At 71.9% G+C, this 18,702-nt stretch carries 18 protein-coding genes and 2 pseudogenes; 11 read left to right on the forward strand and 9 right to left on the reverse strand.

What is annotated here, in order from left to right:
• Positions 1-58: 58 nt before the first annotated feature.
• The 3 genes from BGM09_RS28350 to BGM09_RS28360 form a co-directional block, all read right to left on the reverse strand.
• Positions 59-1,252, reverse strand: a complete 1,194-nt coding sequence (locus tag BGM09_RS28350; protein ID WP_317452932.1) for an anhydro-N-acetylmuramic acid kinase — start codon at positions 1,250-1,252, stop codon at positions 59-61.
• Between the two features lie 180 nt (positions 1,253-1,432).
• Entirely contained in the window at positions 1,433-3,661 is a 2,229-nt protein-coding gene (locus BGM09_RS28355) for an MMPL family transporter (protein WP_188284564.1), read from the reverse strand.
• 209 nt (positions 3,662-3,870) lie between these two features.
• Complete coding sequence (locus tag BGM09_RS28360; RefSeq protein ID WP_188284565.1) at positions 3,871-5,343, reverse strand: MFS transporter; 1,473 nt, start codon at positions 5,341-5,343, stop codon at positions 3,871-3,873.
• A gap of 160 nt (positions 5,344-5,503) precedes the next feature.
• Between BGM09_RS28360 and BGM09_RS28365 the strand changes: the two genes are divergently transcribed.
• The 3 genes from BGM09_RS28365 (at position 5,504) to BGM09_RS28375 (ending at position 8,023) form a co-directional block, all read left to right on the forward strand.
• The gene (locus tag BGM09_RS28365; protein WP_188284566.1) at positions 5,504-6,031 is read left to right on the forward strand and encodes a MarR family winged helix-turn-helix transcriptional regulator; all 528 of its coding nucleotides are present in this window, start codon (positions 5,504-5,506) and stop codon (positions 6,029-6,031) included.
• Positions 6,032-6,185: 154 nt separating this feature from the next.
• Positions 6,186-7,361 carry a sensor histidine kinase gene (locus BGM09_RS28370; protein WP_188284583.1) on the forward strand — a complete coding sequence of 392 codons (1,176 nt, stop codon included), beginning with the start codon at positions 6,186-6,188 and terminating at the stop codon, positions 7,359-7,361.
• Complete coding sequence (locus BGM09_RS28375; protein WP_188284567.1) at positions 7,349-8,023, forward strand: response regulator; 675 nt, start codon at positions 7,349-7,351, stop codon at positions 8,021-8,023. Before BGM09_RS28370 ends, BGM09_RS28375 begins: the two co-directional genes overlap by 13 nt.
• A 162-nt stretch (positions 8,024-8,185) precedes the next feature.
• On the opposite strand, the gene BGM09_RS28380 is transcribed toward BGM09_RS28375, so the two are convergent.
• Positions 8,186-9,052, reverse strand: coding sequence for a haloalkane dehalogenase (locus BGM09_RS28380; RefSeq protein ID WP_188284568.1), 867 nt, complete (start codon positions 9,050-9,052; stop codon positions 8,186-8,188).
• A 91-nt stretch (positions 9,053-9,143) separates the two neighbouring features.
• Between BGM09_RS28380 and BGM09_RS28385 the strand changes: the two genes are divergently transcribed.
• Both BGM09_RS28385 and BGM09_RS28390 read left to right on the forward strand, forming a co-directional pair.
• Positions 9,144-9,659, forward strand: coding sequence for a MarR family winged helix-turn-helix transcriptional regulator (locus BGM09_RS28385; RefSeq protein WP_188284569.1), 516 nt, complete (start codon positions 9,144-9,146; stop codon positions 9,657-9,659).
• Between the two features lie 76 nt (positions 9,660-9,735).
• The gene (locus BGM09_RS28390; RefSeq protein ID WP_188284570.1) at positions 9,736-10,179 is read left to right on the forward strand and encodes a glutaredoxin domain-containing protein; all 444 of its coding nucleotides are present in this window, start codon (positions 9,736-9,738) and stop codon (positions 10,177-10,179) included.
• Here the strand turns inward: BGM09_RS28390 and BGM09_RS28395 are convergent.
• Both BGM09_RS28395 and BGM09_RS28400 read right to left on the reverse strand, forming a co-directional pair.
• Entirely contained in the window at positions 10,169-10,654 is a 486-nt protein-coding gene (locus BGM09_RS28395; protein WP_188284571.1) for a GNAT family N-acetyltransferase, read from the reverse strand. The genes BGM09_RS28390 and BGM09_RS28395 overlap by 11 nt on opposite strands.
• An 81-nt stretch (positions 10,655-10,735) precedes the next feature.
• Positions 10,736-11,320 (reverse strand): TetR/AcrR family transcriptional regulator, encoded by a 585-nt coding sequence (locus tag BGM09_RS28400; RefSeq protein ID WP_188284572.1) that lies wholly within the window; start codon positions 11,318-11,320, stop codon positions 10,736-10,738.
• Between the two features lie 96 nt (positions 11,321-11,416).
• On the opposite strand from BGM09_RS28400, the gene BGM09_RS28405 reads away from it, so the two are divergent.
• Entirely contained in the window at positions 11,417-12,007 is a 591-nt protein-coding gene (locus BGM09_RS28405; RefSeq protein ID WP_188284573.1) for a cupin domain-containing protein, read from the forward strand.
• Between the two features lie 118 nt (positions 12,008-12,125).
• On the opposite strand, the gene BGM09_RS38990 is transcribed toward BGM09_RS28405, so the two are convergent.
• Both BGM09_RS38990 and BGM09_RS28415 read right to left on the reverse strand, forming a co-directional pair.
• Positions 12,126-12,335: a hypothetical protein gene (locus tag BGM09_RS38990; protein WP_317452933.1), complete on the reverse strand. Its 210-nt coding sequence runs from the start codon at positions 12,333-12,335 to the stop codon at positions 12,126-12,128.
• A gap of 149 nt (positions 12,336-12,484) precedes the next feature.
• Positions 12,485-13,408: an NmrA family NAD(P)-binding protein gene (locus BGM09_RS28415; protein WP_188284574.1), complete on the reverse strand. Its 924-nt coding sequence runs from the start codon at positions 13,406-13,408 to the stop codon at positions 12,485-12,487.
• A 117-nt stretch (positions 13,409-13,525) separates the two neighbouring features.
• On the opposite strand from BGM09_RS28415, the gene BGM09_RS28420 reads away from it, so the two are divergent.
• Positions 13,526-14,092, forward strand: coding sequence for a TetR/AcrR family transcriptional regulator (locus tag BGM09_RS28420; RefSeq protein WP_188284575.1), 567 nt, complete (start codon positions 13,526-13,528; stop codon positions 14,090-14,092).
• Between the two features lie 34 nt (positions 14,093-14,126).
• Here BGM09_RS28420 and BGM09_RS28425 read toward each other — a convergent pair whose 3' ends face one another.
• Positions 14,127-14,549, reverse strand: coding sequence for a winged helix-turn-helix transcriptional regulator (locus BGM09_RS28425; RefSeq protein WP_188284576.1), 423 nt, complete (start codon positions 14,547-14,549; stop codon positions 14,127-14,129).
• A 101-nt stretch (positions 14,550-14,650) separates the two neighbouring features.
• Here BGM09_RS28425 and BGM09_RS28430 point away from each other — a divergent pair, with 101 nt between their 5' ends.
• From BGM09_RS28430 to BGM09_RS28440, 4 genes and pseudogenes are all read left to right on the forward strand, one after another.
• Complete coding sequence (locus BGM09_RS28430; RefSeq protein WP_188284577.1) at positions 14,651-15,502, forward strand: alpha/beta fold hydrolase; 852 nt, start codon at positions 14,651-14,653, stop codon at positions 15,500-15,502.
• A gap of 303 nt (positions 15,503-15,805) precedes the next feature.
• Positions 15,806-16,174, forward strand: a pseudogene (locus BGM09_RS39235) (hypothetical protein); the annotation flags it as partial.
• Between the two features lie 135 nt (positions 16,175-16,309).
• Positions 16,310-18,187: a chitobiase/beta-hexosaminidase C-terminal domain-containing protein gene (locus BGM09_RS28435; RefSeq protein ID WP_411158377.1), complete on the forward strand. Its 1,878-nt coding sequence runs from the start codon at positions 16,310-16,312 to the stop codon at positions 18,185-18,187.
• Positions 18,188-18,367: 180 nt separating this feature from the next.
• Positions 18,368-18,702: pseudogene (locus tag BGM09_RS28440) on the forward strand (hypothetical protein); the annotation flags it as partial.

Raw genomic sequence — 18,702 nt, forward strand, 5'->3', positions numbered from 1 at the left:
AAGGCGACACCGTCGGCCACGACCAGCGTGTCCCCCCCCGCGCGGACCGCGATCCGGCTCAGACCGGCGGCAGGACGGCGAGGCGGCGCGGGCTCGGGGCCGGTTCCGGCAGCCGGAGCGGCGCGTCGCCCGGCGTGATCCGGCCCAGTACCCGCGGGGTCGCGGAGCCGGTCGCGCCGGGGACCACACCGGGAATCCCGTGCCAGGTGAGGAAGCCCAGCAGCGCCATCAGATACGCCTCCTTGTCGCCGGCCGGCAACCCGCGCTCGTCACTGGTGACCAGTACCGCGGGGCTCAGCCGCTCGCGCAGCGCCGCCATCAGCGCCGGATTGCGCACCCCGCCCCCGGAGGCGACGACCTCGGTGAGCCCGTACCGGCGGCAGGCGTCCGCGACGGTGACGGCCGTCAGTTCCGTCAGCGTCGCCATCAGATCCTCGTCGGACACCGGCGGCAGTCCCGCGCACCGCGGCTCGACGTAGTCGGCCCTGAACAGCTCGCGGCCGGTGGACTTCGGCGCCTCCCGCAGGTAGTACGGCTCGTCCAGCAGCCGGGCCAGCAGGTCCGCGCGTACGGTCCCGGCCAGCGCGAGGCGGCCGTCGAGGTCGCTCCCGGCCCGGCCCCCGGTGATGCGGTGGGCGGCGGCGTCGAGCAGGCAGTTGGCCGGGCCGGTGTCGAAGGCGACGACGGGCTCGTCCCGGCCGCCGACCACCGTCACATTGGCGATGCCGCCGAGGTTCAGAGCCGCGCGGCGGGTCGGTACGGTCCCGGCCGACGCGTCGTCCGCGAGCCACAGCGTGTCCAGCGTGCTGGCGAGCGGCGCGCCCTGGCCGCCCGCGGCGATGTCGCGGGCCCGTACGTCCGAGACCACGGGCAGCCCGGTCGCCTCGGTGATCCACGCGGGCTGGCCGAGTTGCAGGGTGCCCAGGGCGCGGCCGTCGGTGATCCAGTGGAACACCGTCTGGCCGTGCGAGGCCACGAGGTCGGCCCGGCCGGCCGAGAACCGCTCGATCGCCCGGCCGACCGCCGCCGCGGACGCCTGCCCCACCAGCGTGTCCACCTCGCACACCTCGGCGAGCCCGACAGCGGACGGCGGCAGCAGCCCGAGCAGTCGCTCCCGCGTCTCGGGCGGCCACGGGTACTCCTCGGCCCCGAGCGGCCGCAGCGTCAGCACCTCCCCGTCGAACCCGAACTCACCGACGGCGACATCCAGGCCGTCCATCGAGGTGCCCGACATGAGGCCGACGACGATCACGTGACTTCTCCAGGTGTGCGGGGTCCGCGGTCGCCCCAGTATGAGCGGACGTGTCGTTCCCGCTCACCTGGGGCTCCGGGACGTCACGCGGTCCACGCGCGCGGCGGCGTCGCCGTATCGCGGCCGAAACGATGCGTCCGCCGACCGGACGGGCGTCAACTCCGTTACGTCTGAGGGCCGTCAGCGGATCGGGACCGGCCGCTCGGCCTCGACCTGGCCCACGTCGCAGGCGCCCGTCGCCTCCGCGGCGACCTCGGCGCCGAGCTTCGCGCCCTCGACGTCGATGTCGGGGAGCGCCCGGTCCAGCCAGCGCGGCAGGTACCAGGCCCTGTCGCCCAGCAGGGACAGGACGGCGGGCACGATCGCCATGCGGACGACGAAGGCGTCGAACAGCACCGCGACGGCCAGCCCGAACCCGATCATCTTGATCATTGACTCGCCCGCGCCGATGAAGCCGGAGAACACCGCCGTCATGATGAGCGCGGCGGCCACGACCACCCGCGCGCTGTGCCGGAAGCCGGAGACCACCGCCGCGTCCGGCTGTTCGCCGCCGACGTACGCCTCCCGGACCCGGGAGACGAGGAAGACCTCGTAGTCCATCGCCAGGCCGAAGACGATGCCGACCAGGAAGATCGGCATCATGCTCATGATCGGACCGGTCTGCTCCACGCCGAGCAGCCCGGCGCCGTGCCCCTGCTGGAAGACCGCGACCACCGCGCCGAGCGCGGCCAGTACCGAGAGCAGGAAGCCGCCCGCCGCCTTGAGCGGGATCAGGAGGGAGCGGAAGACCAGGAGCAGCAGCACGATCGCCAGGCTCACCACGACCGCGAGGTAGGGGACCAGCGCCCCCTGGACCTTCTCCGCGACATCGATGTTCAGCGCGGTCGAGCCGGTGACCTCGAAACTCGCCCCGGCCCGCGACTCGATCCCGGCGCGTTCGCCGCGAATGGCCTTGACCAGCTCCTTCGTCCTCTCGTCCGTAGGACTGGTGGACGGCGTGGCCGAGAACACCGCGGTGTCACCAGCCTGGTTGAAGCGGGCGGGGGAGACGGAGACGACGCCTTCGGTCGTCGCGATCTGCCGGGAGATCGTGGACACGGCGGCCTTCGGCTCGTCGGCGCCCTTGGCGTCCACGACGATCGTCAGCGGCCCGTTGAATCCGGGGCCGAAGCCCTGCGCGAGGTCGTCGTAGGCGCGGCGCTCCGTGGTGGACGTGGACTTGGCCTCGTCACCCGGCATGCCGAGCTGGAGTTGCGTCATGGGTACGGCGATCGCGCCCAGACCGGCGACGCCCAGCAGCAGGACCGGCAGCGGGTGGCGCACCACGAGGCGGGCCCACCGCGAGCCGCCGTTGTCCTTCCTCTCGCGCGGACCGCGCTGTCGCCCCTTGCGCGCACCGCGCGACAGCACGGCGTCCGGCCAGAATCCGAGGAGCGCCGGGACCAGGGTGAGCGAGATGAGGACGCCGACGAGGACCGCGCCCGCGGCGGCCAGCCCCATCGTGGTGAGCACCGGAATGCCCACGACGAACAGGCCCGCGAGAGCGATCACCACCGTCAGCCCGGCGAAGACCACCGCCGCTCCCGCCGTACCGGTGGCCAGGCCCGCCGCCTGCCGGGGACCGTGGCCCTTGGCGCGCTCCTCGCGGTAGCGGGAGACGACGAACAGGGCGTAGTCGATACCGCAGGCCAGACCGAGCATCGTGGCCAGGGTTCCGCTGGTGCCCGACAGGCCGAAGGTGGTGGCCAGGGCCGTGATCGCGGTCATGCTGATCCCCACGCCCAGGACCGCGGTGAGCAGCGGGAGTCCGGCCGCGGCCATCGACCCGAAGGTGATCAGCAGCACCACGGCGGCGATGGCGATGCCGATCGCCTCGGACGAGCCGCCCGCGCCCGGCTGCGTCGCCAGCGCGTTTCCGCCGACCTCGACGGTCAGGCCCTGGGACCGCGCCTGTTCGACGGCGGTCTCCAGCCGGGTCTTGCTCGCGTCGGTGAGATCGTCGGCCTTCACCGTGAAGGTGACGGTCGCGTACGCCGTCGTCGCGTCCTGGCTGACCGCCTCCGCCCGGAACGGGTCGACCACGGTCGCGACCTGCGAACCGGCCTCGGCCTCGTGGACGACCTGCTCGACCGCCGCCTTGTTCTGGGCGGCGGTCACCCGCTCGCCCCGCGGGGCGACGAAGACGATCCTGGCGCTCGCGCCGTCGGCCGCGGCACCGGGGAAGCGCTGGTCCATCAGGTCGAACGCCTTCTGGGACTCGACGCCCGGAGTCGTGAAGCCCTCGTCGGGCGCCGAGTCGGCCCGGGTTGCGGCGAATCCCGCGACGGCCAGCACGGCCACCCACAGCAGGGCGACCCACCAGCGCCGGCGGAAGGCCGTACGGCCCAGGTGATAAAGGACAGTTGCCATGGGGAGAGGTGCCTCCGCGTCAGCGATTCACGTCGGATCATTCGGAAAATGAGGAACAGCCGCCGCGCCCCTGAGATCGCCCCTGCTCAAAGGGGCGTTCAAGAGGCGCGCGCTGGTGTCCTCCACCTTTCCGTCCGCCGGCCGCGACCACGAGGGAGCACCCTCCCGAACCGAGGGTGTAGCCCGCTCCACCCTCGGCGGTGGCCTTCTTACGCGGGGGCCTGCGCCGGTTCGGCGGACGTGGTCGCCGGAGTCGGCGTGGCGGCCGGCCGGTGGCGGGGGATGAACGCGGCGACGGCCAGGGCGAGGAGGGCGGCGCCGGCCCCGATGGCCATGATGACCTTGAAGGCGTTCTCCGAAGGCAGCGCGGCGGACCCGAAGTCGGTGGTCATCTGGGCGAGGACGACACCGGCGAGAGCGCTCGCGAAGGACGTACCGATCGACCGCATCAGGGTGTTGAGGCTGTTGGCGGCGGCGGTCTCGGACGGCGGCACGGCGCCCATGATGAGCGCGGGCATCGCGCCGTAGGCGAAGCCGATACCGGCGCCGATGACGCAGGAGACCAGGACGAGGTGCCAGACCTGGGACATCAGCACGATGTTGAGCAGATATCCGGCGGCGACGATGACGGCGCCCACCATCAGGGTGATCTTCGGGCCCTTGGTCCTGGTGATGGCGGCGGACAGCGGGGCCATGGCCATCATGACCAGGCCCTGCGGGGCCAGCACCAGGCCGACGGTCAGCATCGACTTGCCCAGGCCGTACCCGGTGGCCTGGGGGAGTTGCAGCAGTTGGGGCAGGACCAGGGACATCGCGAACATCGAGAAGCCGAACGCCACCGACGCCAGGTTGGTGAGCAGGACCTGGCGGCGGGCCGTGGTGCGCAGGTCCACCAGCGGCTGGGCGGTGCGCAACTCGAACAGGCCCCAGGCCACCAGGATCACGACGGCCGCCACGAGCAGGCCGAGGACGGTGGGGCTGGCCCAGCCCCAGTCACCGCCCTTGGAGACGGCCAGCAGCAGCGACACCAGCCCCGCCGCCATCCCGAGGGAGCCGATCAGGTCGAAGCGCCCGCCGGTACGGACCTTGGACTCGGGCACCGCCACCGTCACCAGCACGGCGGCGACGGCGCCGAGCGCGGCCGAGAGCCAGAACAGCAGGTGCCAGTCGAACTTGTCCGCGACGAAGGCGGCGGTGGGCAGACCGAGCGCGCCGCCCACCCCGAGCGACGCGCTCATCAGCGCCGTCGACCCGGTGAGCTTCTCCGCGGGCAGCACGTCGCGCATGATGCTGATGCCGAGCGGGACGACCGCCGCGGCAAGGCCCTGCAAGGTGCGCCCGATGATCATCGGCACCAGGGAGTCGCTGAGCGCGCAGACCACCGAGCCGGTCACCAGCAGCGCGAGGCTGGTGAGCAGCATGCGGCGCTTGCCGTACATGTCGCCGAGGCGTCCCGCGACCGGCGTGGCGACGGCCGCGGCCAGCAGCGTGGCGGTCACCGCCCAGATCGTGTTCGACGCCGACGCGTGCAGGTAACGGGGCAGCTCGGGAACGATCGGGATGACAAGGGTCTGCATCAGCGACACGACGATCCCGGCGAGGGCCAGTACCGCCACCACGGCGGACGACCGCGCCGGGGGAGGACTCCCGGCCTCGGCGGATCGGACTAGGGCGTCGGACATGGGAGTGCCTCCGTGGGGAACGCTCGGATGTGTTTGACTTACGCAAGCGTAGGCAGATTGATTGACTTAAGCAAGTTCATGAGGGGTGGGCGGAGCGGGCCGTAGCGCGGGGGAGGCGGCAGATTACTTGAGTGAGGCAAGTAGGGGTTAATGTGGTCACATGCCCACACCCACACCGTCTGCGGACCCTGTCTCCACGCACGTGGCCGAGATCGCGCGGGCCTTCAGCCGCATCACCTACCTGAGCACCCGGGCCCGGCAGCACGAACGCCTGATGACACTGGTGGGGCTGCCGCTGGACCGCGCCGCGGTGGCGGTGCTCCAGCAGATCGCCGAGTCCGAGCCGCTGCGGTCCGGCGAGATCGCGGCCCGGCTGTCGGTGGAGGCGTCGCACATCACCCGGCAGGTGCAGCAGCTGGAGAGAACCGGCTACGTCGCACGAATCCCCGACCCCGAGGACCGTCGCGCGCAGCGGATCCGGCTCACCGCGCCGGGCAGGGAAGCGGTCGGCCGTATCCGGGAGGCGAATCGCCGGGGCATGCAGATGGCGCTGTCGGACTGGTCGCCCGAGGATCTCGGGCAGCTCGCGACGCTGTTCCACCGGATGGTCGACGACTTCGTCGCCCACGCCGAGGACGACTTCCTGGCGCTCGCCGAGGACGACGTGGCCGTCCAGCCCTCGGTCTGAGGGCGGACCTCTGATGAGCACGTCCTTCCGCGGGGAGAGCCGCGACCGCGTGCGGTCGGCACCGACGTCGCGCGCCGACCACCACGGCGGACCGCTCTCCCGAAGCGGTGACGCGGCTGCCCGCACCGGAGAACGACGTCCTGCCCCGGCCGGCCTGTGGGCCGTGGTGCGGCGCGGCGCGCGGGCCACGGCCGCGCTCGCCAAGGCCGCCGTGCTGGCCATGGGCTCGATCCTCTTCATCACCGTGCTGCTGATCGCGGCCGTCGGCACGCTCGCCGTGGTCGGGGCCGGTCTGCTTCCCGAGACCGTGCTGCTGATACGGCGGATCGCCGGATCGAAGCGCCGCCTCGTCGGCGGCTGGACTGGTCGTGAGATTCCCGAGGCGTATCCGCCGATCGACGGGCCGCTCCGGCTCCGCCTGCGCACCGTCGTCCACGACCCCGGCACGTACACCGACCTGCGCTGGATGGTCGCGCAATACGGCTACGGATTCCTGGGCGTCGGGACGCTGGTTCTGTGGCCGCTCGGACTGCTCGTGGACGGTGTGGGGTGCGGCCTGCTCGGCCGCAGGGCGGTCGTCCTCCCGCTGATCAGCCGCCTCGCGGACCTGGACGCCGCCTGGTCGCGCGCCCTGCTCACGCCGTCACCCAAGGCTCGGCTGGCCGAGCGCGTCGAGGAGCTGACCGAGACACGGGCCGGTGCGATCGCCGCGCACGGCGCCGAACTGCGGCGCATCGAAAGGGACTTGCACGACGGCACGCAAGCGCGGCTGGTCTCGCTGTCCATGCGGATCGGCCTGGCGAAACGGGCCTACGCGCATGATCCGCAGGCCGCGCTGCGGCTTCTCGACGACGCCCAGGACCAGGCGGAGGAGGCGCTGGCCGAACTGCGGCACGTCGTCCGCGGCATCCACCCGCCGATCCTCACCGACCGGGGCCTGACCGGTGCCGTACGCGCGTTGGCCGCGAGCAGCGGGCTCGACGTCACCGTGGACATCGCGGACGCGGACGGTCCGGCGTCCGTGCGCGCCCCCGCCGCCGTCGAAGCCGCCGCCTACTTCGTCGTGGCCGAAGCGCTCACGAACGCGGCCAAGCACAGCGGCGCCGACCGCGCGTCGGTCCAACTCACCCGCTTCGCCGCCGGATTGAGGGTCGTCGTTCGCGACGAAGGCCGCGGCGGCGTGGACGAGCGGACGGCGAGCGGGGAGCACGGCGGCTCGGGTCTGCTCGGCGTACGCCGCCGGGTCGCCGCGCTCGACGGCGACGTCATCGTGTCCAGTCCGGTCGGCGGACCGACCGTCATCCAGGTGGAGTTGCCGTGCGTGTGGTGATCGCCGAGGACAACGCGCTGCTGCGCCAAGGGCTCGTCCTGCTGCTCACCTCCTCGGGGCACGAGGTGGTCGAAGTCGTCGGCGCCGGCCCCGAGGTGCTGCCCGCGCTGCTCGAACACCGCCCGGACATCGCCGTGCTCGACGTCCGGATGCCGCCCGGTTTCCGGGACGAGGGCCTGCGCGCGGCGCTCGCGGCCCGCCGTGAGATCCCCGGACTGCCGGTGCTGGTGCTCTCGCAGTACGTCGAGGAGTCCTACGCCGCCGAGTTGCTGGGCGGCGGCGCGAGCGGGGTGGGCTATCTGCTCAAGGACCGGGTGGGCCGGGTCGACGAATTCCTCGACGCGCTGGAGCGGGTCGCGGCCGGCGGTACGGCGCTGGACCCCGAGGTGGTGACCGAACTCCTCACCCGGCGCCGGGACTCGCCGCTGGACTCGCTGACCCGGCGCGAACGCGAAGTCCTCGCACTGATGGCGGAGGGCCGCGACAACACCACCATCGCCAAAGCCCTCGTGGTCACCGAGCGCTCGGTCAGCAAGCACATCGGCAATGTCTTCCTGAAGCTCGGACTGCCGCCGAGCGACAGCGGCCACCGCCGGGTCCTGGCCGTACTGGCCTACCTCGAAGGGCGGGCGGAGAGCTCTTCGGCCCGGCGACCGCAGTAGGGCGCGCATACGGACGGGGACGCTGATACGGTCGCGGCTCGAGCGGCGTCCGTGGCCGGTCCGGTCGTCGTCCCGATCGCCACCGCACCCCGCTGACACGAGGCCGCCGGGCGCGACTGACTTCCCGTCCGGACGCGGGGCGGGAATGGCCGGGCCGCGCGGTCAGCGGCCGGTAGCCACCGCGTGCCGCCGCGCCCACGCGGTGACCGCGTCCGCGATGGCCCGCGGCTGGTCCTCCGGCGCGTGGTGCCCGGCGGGACCGCAGTGCCGGGTCTCCAGGGCCGCGATGTTCGCCGCGCACCAGTCCGCCGTCTCCGCGCCGATCAGCAAGGTGGGCGAGGAGTCGAAGGTGAGCAGCAGCTTGGGGACCCGATCGCTGCTCGCGAGCCACTTGTCGTACCGCTCGACGCGCTCGGTGACATCGGCCGGTTCGCCGTCCAGCGGCAGTGAGCGGGCCCATGCGAGGATCGGGCGGCGGCTCTCCGGCGTCGGGTACGGCGCCCGGTAGGCCCGCAGGTCGTCCTCGCCCAACGGGTTCAGCACCCCGCCGGTGAAGGCCGACTCCAGGAAGACGTTCCGGTCGAGCACCAGGGCTTCGCCCCGCGGCCCGCGCATGGTCTCGGCGCGCGAGCGCGGTCCCTCGCCCAACTCGCTCCAGGACATCGGCCGCACGACGGTCTCGAAGAAGGCAACGCCCAGGACCCGGTCGGGGTGGCGGGCCGCCCAGTCGAAGGCGAGGGCCCCGCCCCAGTCGTGGCCGACGAGCACCGCCTTGTCCAGCTCCAGTCGGTCGAACCACGCGTCCACGTAGCGCGCGTGGTCGGCGAACCGGTACGGCACGTCGGGCTTGCCCGAGCGGCCCATGCCGATCAGGTCGGGCGCGAGCAGGCGGGCGGGCAGATCGATCGCGGGCAGCACCTTGCGCCACAGGTGGGACGAGCCGGGGTTGCCGTGCAGGAAGACGACGGGAGTGCCGTCTCCCGTCTCCTCGTGGAACATCGTCGAATCGAGCACGTTCGTCACGGGCATGACGCTTCTCCGCATCGCTAGTCACACTAACGGTTACTTGGTGCCGACGATAATCCGTTAGTGGCACTAACGCAAAGAGTATGATCGCGGCATGAGCGACGGCACGCGTGACACGGCACCCCCGACCGCACCTCCGACCGCACCTCCGACCCCGCCGCAGGCCACCGGGGCCACCGCGGCGCGGCTGCGGAATCTGCGGACCCGGCTCCTGTCGCTCGCCGCGATCCGGTCGGACCGCCTGGTGAACGAGGAGCTGACGCGGGAGGGCGCCCGCAAATGGCACTACGCGGTGCTCGCCACCCTGGAGGAGTTCGGGCCCGCCAGTCAGGCCGAACTGAGCGGCCGTACGGGCATCTACCGCAGCGACATGGTCGCGGTCGTCAACGAACTGGCCGAAAGCGGGCTGCTCGAACGCTCACCCAACCCCGCCGACCGCAGGCAGAACATCATCGCGCTCACCGAGCCGGGCCGCCGCCGGCTCCTGAAGCTCGACAGCCTGCTGACCGAGGTGGAGGACCAGGTGCTCGCCCCGCTGACCGAACCGGAGCGCGCCGAGTTGGCCCGGCTCCTCACCGCCGTCGTGGACCACCACGGCCGGCACATGTGAAACCGGCCCGCGCGTGTGCGGGCGAGCCGCGGCCTGATCCGCGAGGCGGTTCACCGCACCGATAGGCTGCCTGACCATGATGCGTGCGTGGTTCCTGCCGATGCTGCTGGTGCTCTGCGGCGCGGCAGCCGCGACCGGGCCGATCCTCGATGGGAGCCCCGGCGAGGCCGTGACCTTTCTGCTGGCTTTCGTGCTGCTCGCGGGGCTGAGTTCGCCTCTGGTCTTCCCCCGGTCGATCGGCGCGTCCGAGGCGCGACGCCTCAGCGCCGCCGACGGCCGCCCGATCGTCTACTGGCGGCCGGGCTGCGGATTCTGCCTGCGCCTGCGCTTCCGACTCGGCCGCAGCGCCCGCCGGTTGTACTGGGTAGACATCTGGCGTGACCCGGCCGCGGCGGAAGCGGTGAGGGCGGTCAACGAGGGCAACGAGACCGTCCCGACCGTCGTCGTCGCGGGCCGGCCGTACACCAACCCCGATCCCGCGTGGGTGCGCGAACAGCTCTCCCCGTCCGCTACGGCGTGAGGGCGCGGCGGTACGTCAGACCGGGGCGGCCGGAGAACTGGCGCTCGCCGACGACGGTGAAGCCCGTACGGGCCAGGACGGCTCGGGAGGCCGCGTTGTCGAGGGTGGTTCCGGCGCGCAGGACGGTCAGCCCGTAGTCGGCGGCGGCCGTGCGGCACAGTTCCCGTACCGCCCAGGTGGCAAGACCCCGGCCCGCGGCGCGTTCGGCGATCCGGTAGCCGAGGTCGGCGCCGCCGTCGGCGACGTCGACGAGATTGATCCGGCCGAGGACATCGCCCTCGGGACCGGTCACGACGTGGAAGTAGCAGGTGCCGCTCTCCTGCTCGGCCAGCCGGTCGCGGAGGTGGTCGTCGAAGCGGGCGAAGAAGTCGTCCCCCCGGTCGGGGATCGTCGCGGCGAAGTAGGCCCGGTTCTCCCGCTCGAAGGTGAGCAGGGCGGGGGAGTGGTCCGGGTGGAGCAGTTCGATCTGGGGCATGGCCAGGAATATAGGCAGTCGGGCCGCCGTGCGGCCTGTGGTTTTCCGCCGGCGAAGGCGCGCGGGGTCATCGCGGGTCAGTCACGGCTCGCGCCGCAGGCCCCGCAGATAGGTCGCGAGAAGGCGGCGGCAGGTGGCGTCCCAGTCCGGGTCGGACGGCCGGGGCTGGGCCAGCATGGCGCCGAAGACGACGACCTCGTGCGGGGTGACACCGGGAAGGAGGCTCGCGTCGGCCACACCGCGCTCGATGATCCGCCGCACGATGTCGTGGACCTCGTCGCGTACGGCGAGGGTCGTCTCCGCGGTCGGCTGCGGTCCGCCGTGCAGCGGCAGCACCAGTTCGTTGCGCTGGCTGATCGCGGCGTCGATGAACAGCCGCAGGCACTCGGCGGGGGTCGCCCCGTCGCGCTCGGCGGCGCGCGCGTTGGCGAGTACCTGCTCGAAGGAGCGGTGCGTCAGGTGGCTCAGCAGGTCCTCGCGGGTCGCGAAGTGCCGGTAGAGCGTGCCGATGCCGACACCGGCGTCCGCCGCGATCGTCCCCAGGGGGACGCGCGGCCCTTCGCGGTGGACGGCCGCCGTCGCGGCCCGGATCAGTTCCTGGTGGTTGCGCAACGCGTCACTGCGCGGCTCACGCCGGGACGCGCGCGGGGAGGGCGCGGAGGTCATCCCGTCATTGAACCCCCTCACGGCCGCACGGGCGGCCCGACCTCGCTACACTTAAACGGATGAATTCCTCCGAATAGCTGAGCGTGAGGAGACCCCATGACGCAGGACCCGATCCCGCCCGACCCCGCTTCCGCACCGACCTCGACCCCGGTCCCGGCGGACGATCCGAATCGCCGCCTCACCGTCGCCCGCCCCGACCACGACCAGAGGCTGCCGCACCTGGGCCTGGTCGGGGACACGTACACGATCCTGATCGCGGGCAGCGACACGAACGGCGCATACACGCTGATCGACATGCACGTCCCGCCTGGCGGCGGACCGCCGCCGCACCGGCACGACTTCGAGGAGATGTTCTCCGTCCTCGAAGGCGAGGTCGAGGTGACCTTCCGCGGCGAGAAACTGATCGCGCGGGCGGGCGAGACGATCAATGTGCCCGCCAACTCCCCGCACGGCTTCCGCAACGCCGGCGAGGGTCCCGCACGGCTGCTGTGCATGTGCGCCCCGGCTGGGCAGGACGAGTTCTTCACGCTCGTCGGCGAGCCGGTCGCGACCAGGACGCAGCCGCCGCAGCCGCTCGACGCGGCGGCCCAGGCCGCTTTCGTCGCCAAGGCCCAGGAGTTGGCGCCGCGTTTCCGCACCGAACTGCTGCCGCCGCCCGGCGTCAGGCCGGGCGGCAGCGGGCTCTGACGCGGAAGCGTTCGTTCTGCGGGCCGAGGATGCTGAGGAATTCGGCCACTTCCCCGCTGGTGAGGACGAGATCCTGGTCGCCGAGCACGACACGCAGCCGCCCGCCGAGGACGTACCGTCAGTGGTAACCCTCGTGCGGCCGGGGTTCGGGCTCCAGTCCGGTCGGGCCCGCGGGAAGGATCGCCTGGAGTCCGCCGGGCGGGCGGCTCAGCGGGATCACGGTCATGCCGTGGTGAGTGAAGGGCCGCGGACGGACCCGCGGGCCGGCCTCTTCAGGGGCGCCGACGATCTCGTCCAGCGGGACCTGACACGCCCTGGCCAGGGACACGGGTGTGCGCGTGCTCCCCGTCCTACCGCCACTGTTCGGGCTCGCTGAAACGGGCGGCCTGGCCGATCTGGGCGGTGACCTTGTCGAACATCACGTGATACCTCTTCAGGGCCGGTCGCCGTGCGGGTCCGCGCGCCTCGCGGTCCGGTTCAGGCCGCGGCCACCATGTGCTGCCGCGCCCACTCCTCGAAGCCGGTGAGCGGGATGCCGAGGTCCCGCGCGTACCGCGGGCGGCCCGGCTGGCCGACCGCGTTGAGCCATTCGTGCGAAGCGCCCATGGCCGGCATTCCGGCGGCGAGCGCCTCCTGTTCTGTCATGTCCGGCGCGGGCAGGCGCGTGTCCAGGACCCGCGAGAGGACGTCGGCGATCTGAGTCATCGACAGATGCTCTCCGGCCAGCTCCAGTTCGACCCGGTCGAACCGCTCCGGCTCGGCGAAGGCCGCCGCGGCGGCGCGGCCGATGTCGTCCACCGCGACCAGCGACAGACGGGTGTCCGGCCTGAGGACGCTCACCAGGCCGCCCTCGACGCCGCGCGGGAACAGGAACGCCATGGACGGCAGGAAGTTCTCCATGAAGAAGCCGGGCTTGAGCAGCGTCCAGCGGGGGAAACCCGCCGTGCGGACCGCGTCCTGGACCGCGCTCTTGGCGCCCAGGACGGGTTCCATCGAACGCCAGCGGCCCTCGGCCCAGCCGGGCGTCTCGGTGTGCTGACCGGCGCCGGTCACGGAGGTGTGCACGAATTGCGGCACTCCCGCGGCCTTCGCGCCCTCGACGAGGTTGACGCCCTGAGTCACCTCTCCCTCGAAGTCGAAGCTCTCCGCGGTCATCTCGGGCATCTGTACGGAGAAGACGGCGCGGACTCCCTCGGCGGCCCGGACCACGGAGTCGCGGTCGCGCAGATCGCCGGTGGCCAGTTCGGCGCCGAGCGCCTCGACGGCCTTGGCCCGTGCGGTGGCCGGATCGCGGACCAGGGCGCGGACCGGAACACCGGACGCGAGCAGGGCGCGGGCGGTGGCTCCGCCCTGCCGGCCGGTGGCGCCGGTGACCAGGACCGGTGCGGGGCGTGCGGACATGATGCTCCTCGGGTGCTCGTGTGCTCGGGTACTCGGAGACTAAACGGCGGGGCCCGCCGTTTCTCTTCCGGGTACGATATGGCGGACCCCGCCACTTGGCAACCATGGAGGTAGGCCATGCCGGATGGCCAGCGCGCCGACGCCCGGCGCAACTACACGCGCATCCTCGCCGTGGCCCAGCGGGAGGTCGCCGCCCACGGCGCCGACGCCTCGCTGGAACAGATCGCCCGCACGGCGGGTGTCGGCTCCGCGACCGTGCGGCGGCACTTCCCCACGCGGCAAGCGCTGCTGGAGGCGGTCTCCCGGGAGCGGATCGAGGCCCTGCGCGTCCGCGCCCACGAACTGACCGGCCAAGGCGAGAGCCGTGACGCGCTGCTGGAGTGGCTCGGCGACGTCCTCACCTACTGCGTCTGCGCCCGCGGCCTGGCCACCGCGCTGTCCTACGACGCCGCCGGAGCCGACCCGGTGCACAACAACAGCTGCTCGGCCACGCTCGAAGAAGCGGCGGGCCCGCTGCTTCTGCGCGCCGCGCGGGACGGCGCGGTGGCGCAGGACGTCACCACCCTCGACCTGATCACCCTGCTGGTCGGTATCGCCCTGGCCACGGAGCACGCCCCCGACCCCGCCGCCCGCGCCCGCCAACTCTTCGACCTGTCGGTGGCTGGCCTGAGCCCCCGGCGATGAGCGACGGCGCCGGTCGCCGTCGGCCGCGCGGCCTCTAGTCGGTAGCCGGCCCGCTGGCGAGCCGATTGTTGCGGTCGATCTCCGGCATGTGGGTCTCGGCCCAGTCGCGCAAGGTCGCGAGCGGGCGTTCGAGGGACAGGCCGAGGTCGGTGAGGCGGTAGTGGACGGCGGGCGGCACCGTCGGTTCCACGCGGCGCGTGACCAGGCCGTCGCGGACCAGGCTCTGCAAGGTGGCGGACAGCATCTTCTGCGAGATGCCGGGGATACGGCGCCGCAGTTCGGCGAAGCGAACCTCGCCCGGAGCCTGCTCGGCCAACGTCTTGACCGTCAGCGACGTCCATTTGGTGCCGATACGGTCGAGCAGCTGACGGGTCGGGCAGCACGGATCCAGCAGGTCGCCGCGGTCGCCGGGCCGCGGGCCGGGCTCGGCCGGTTCGTCGGGCCTGGACGTGGTCACCTGGGGCTCACCACCTGAGGGGAAAGTGCCGTCTTGGGCGGACCAGGCTAGTTCCCTACCGTGATCTTGTCACCATCGGTTACCGCTCCTGGAGTCCCGTCATGCCCGAACTGCGCCGCCTGCCCGTCAACGGTGTCGAACTGAACGTCGCCCTCGCCGGATCGGGTCCCGCCGTCCTGCTGCTGCACGGCTTCCCGCACACCTGGGAGGTGTGGACGGACGTCATGGCCGATCTGGCCGGCCGCTACCGCGTCATCGCGCCCGACCTGCGCGGCTTCGGCGCGAGCGGTCCGGCCGCGTCCGGGTACGACGCGGGCACCCTAGCCGAGGACGCCGCCGCGCTCCTCGCCGCTCTCGGCGTCTCCTCGGCCGCGGTGGTGGGCATCGACGCGGGCGCCCCTGCGGCCTTCCTCCTCGCGCTGCGCCACCCCGATCTCGTCCGCCGCCTGGTCGTCATGGAATCCCTGCTGGGCGCGCTGCCCGGCGCCGAGGACTTCCTCGCCGACGGACCGCCGTGGTGGTTCGGCTTCCACCGCGCGGCACCCGGCCTCGCCGAGACCGTGCTGGAGGGCCACGAAGCCGAATACGTCGACTGGTTCCTGCGCTCCGGCACGCTCGGCGAGGGAGTGCGCCCGGCCCTTCGGGAGGCGTTCGTGCGCGCGTACACCGGCCGCGAGGCGTTGAGCCGCGCGTTCTCGTACTACCGCGCCCTGCCCGAGAGCGCGGCGCGGATCGGTCAGGCGGTCGCCGCCCGCCGCCTGACGGTGCCGACGATGGCCCTGGGCGCCCAGCCGGTCGGCGACGTGCTCGCACGCCAACTGCGTCCCCTGGCCGACGATCTCACCGCACACCTCATCGAGGACTGCGGCCACATCATCCCGCTGCACCGGCCGCGCGCCCTGCTCGCGCTCCTGCGCCCGTTCCTGGCCCGTGACGACGCGGGCACGGCGTGACCGGGGGCGGCGTGACCCGGGGGCGGCGCACCACGGATCCCACACCTCCCGCCTGCCTCACTCGAATCGTTCACTGTGTGAATCCGGTGCATGTGCTTGACGGCTCGCCATGGCCACTTGACACTGCCTTACGGATTCGGGATTACCGCCATCCGCAGATTGAGAGCGTTTTCAAGAGACTGAATCAAAGGGCCAAGGCGGGACCTTGGCTCTGAATGTGCAGTGCCGAGCGCGATCCACCCCCACATCTCCGCGCTGACCCTGGTGTTCACTTCGCGAACCCAGGCGAAAGGACCCCCACACATGCGCAGATCCATCCTCCCGGCCCGTACCGAGGGCACGCCGCGTCGGCAGCGACGCGTGGTCGCCCTGCTCGGGGCCCTCGTCCTCGTTCTGGCCGGGATCATCGGCCTCACCCAGACCGTCGGAACCGCCTCGGCGGACGCGTCCGACTACACGCAGAGCGTCGCCCAACTGAACTCCACGCAGGCGCAGATCACGTTCAAACCCACCACGGCCGCCGCCTACGTCGACGTCCACTACCTGGTCAACAACGCGAATCAGCAGAACGTCCGGATGGCCAACAACGCGGGCGTCTGGACCCAGACCGTCAGCTCGCTCACCACCGGCACCGTACTCACCTACTGGTTCACGTACGAGAAGAGCGGCCCGCAGTACGACACGCCGCACTTCTCCTACACCCAGGGCAGCGGCAGTACGACCGGCGGCAGTACCGGCGGCACCGGAACGACCGTCGCCACACCGACGTTCAGCCCGGCGGGCGGCACCTTCAGCTCGGCGCAGAGCGTGACGATATCCGACGCCACCTCGGGCGCGAGCATCCGTTACACGCTGGACGGCTCCACGCCGACCGCCTCCTCCGCGCTCTACAGCGCGCCGCTGACCATCTCGGCGAGCACCACGGTGAAGGCGATCGGCATCAAGTCCGGGTCCACCAACTCGGCCGTGGCCACCGCCAGTTACACCATCGGCTCGACCTCGGCGAGCTGCCCGACGCAGTCGGACACTCCCAACTTCGGGTCGAACGTCCACATTTACGACCCGTCGATGTCCAGCGCCACCATCCAGGCGCAGCTCGACGCGCAGTTCGCCCAGCAGAAGGACACCCAGACCGCGCAGTTCAGCAACAACCGGGTCGCGCAGCTCTTCAAGCCGGGCACGTACAACGTGTCCGACAACGTCGGCTTCTACACCTCGGTGGCCGGTCTCGGCCAGAACCCCGACGACGTCACGATCAACGGTGACGTCACCGTGGACGCCTTCAACGCCTCCGACGCGGGCAACGCGACCCAGAACTTCTGGCGGTCGGCGGAGAACCTGGCGATCAACCCCTCCAGCGGCACCGACCGTTGGGCCGTCGCGCAGGCCGCGCCCTTCCGCCGGATCGACGTGCACGGCGGGCTCGCGCTCTACCCGGCCAGCTACGGCTACGCCAGCGGTGGCTACATCGCCGACACCAAGGTCAGCGGCCAGGCCGCGTCCGTCTCGCAGCAGCAGTGGTACACCCGCGACAGCAACCTCGGGAGCTGGGCGGGCGGCGTGTGGAACATGGTCTTCTCCGGCGTCAACGGCGCCCCGGCCAACACCTTCCCGAACCCGCCGGAGACGACGCTGGCCACCACCCCGGTCTCCCGCGACGTGCCGTACCTGTACGTCGACAGCGCGGGCAAGTACCGGGTCTTCCTGCCGTCGCTGCGCACCAACGCCTCCGGACCGAGCTGGGCCAACGGCAGCACCCCCGGCACCTCGCTGCCGATGAGCCAGTTCTACGTGGTCAAGGCCGGGGACACGGCCGCGACCATCAACACCGCCCTGTCCCAGGGCTGCAACCTCTTCGTCACCCCGGGCGTCTACCACCTCAACCAGACGCTCAACGTGACCAAGGCAAACACCACCATCCTGGGCATCGGTTACCCGACGTTCATCCCGGACAACGGCGTCAACGCCATGCAGGTCGCCGACGTGGACGGCGTACGCCTCAAGGGTCTGCTCTTCGACGCGGGCACCACCAACTCCGCCGCGCTGCTGACCGTCGGCCCCTCCGGCTCCACCGCGAGCCACGCCGCCAACCCGACCACCATCCAGGACGTCTTCTTCCGGATCGGCGGCCAGGTCGCGGGCAAGGCCACCACCAGCCTCATCGTGAACAGCGCCAACACGATCATCGACCACATCTGGGCCTGGCGGGCCGACCACGGCAGCGGCGTCGGCTGGACGTCCAACACCGCCGACACCGGCCTGATCGTCAACGGCGCCAATGTGCTCGCGACCGGACTGTTCGTCGAGCACTACCAGAAGTACGAGGTCGTCTGGAACGGCCAGGGCGGCAAGACGATCTTCTTCCAGAACGAGATGCCGTACGACCCGCCGAACCAGGCCGCCTGGGCCAACCCCAACGGGCAGAACGGATACGCCGCCTACAAGGTCGGCGCGAACGTCACCACCCATGAGGCGTGGGGGCTCGGCAGCTACTGCTACTTCAACGTCAACCCCGCGGTGAACAGCTACCACGCGTTCGAGGTGCCCAACACCTCCGGCGTGAAATTCCACAGCGCGCTGACCGTCTCGCTCGGCGGCGTGGGCACCATCACCCACGTCATCAACGACACCGGAGCGGTCACCGCGTCCAACACCACCCCCAGCAATGTCGTGTCCTATCCCTGAGCCGGTGATCCCCTCACCGTGAACCCACGGTGACGGCGGCCCGGTGCTCCCGCGAAGGCGGGAGCACCGGGCCGCCCCCGCGAACGGGTGAAGCCGGGCCCGTGACCCCCACCCGCGTGCGCGTCGCCGTCGCCCGCCGCCTACGCTGCGCCAGGGGAGTTACGTCACGGGAGGCCGACCCTGCTGGTGCTGTGTGTGTTCTTCGCGTTGCTCGGTGCGGCCAGCAACGCGGTGGGAACCGTCCTCCAGCGCAAGGCCGCGCTCGCCGTGCCGCCCAACGACGCGATGCGCCCGCGCCAGATGCTCGCGATGATCCGGCAGCCGGTGTGGCTGCTCGGCATCTGCGGCGTCGCGGGCGCGGCGGCCTTCCAGGCCCTCGCCCTGGTGGCGGGACCGCTGGCCCTCGCGCAGCCCGTCTTCATCCTGGAACTGCCGCTCGCCCTGCTCTTCAGCGTGCCGCTGCTCGGGCGCGCCCTGCCGCGCGCGGGCTGGAGCGGCGTCGCCTGCGTGGTCGC

Origin of the sequence: Streptomyces sp. CBMA29, from assembly GCF_014596445.1 — a bacterium.
GTDB lineage: Bacteria > Actinomycetota > Actinomycetes > Streptomycetales > Streptomycetaceae > Actinacidiphila.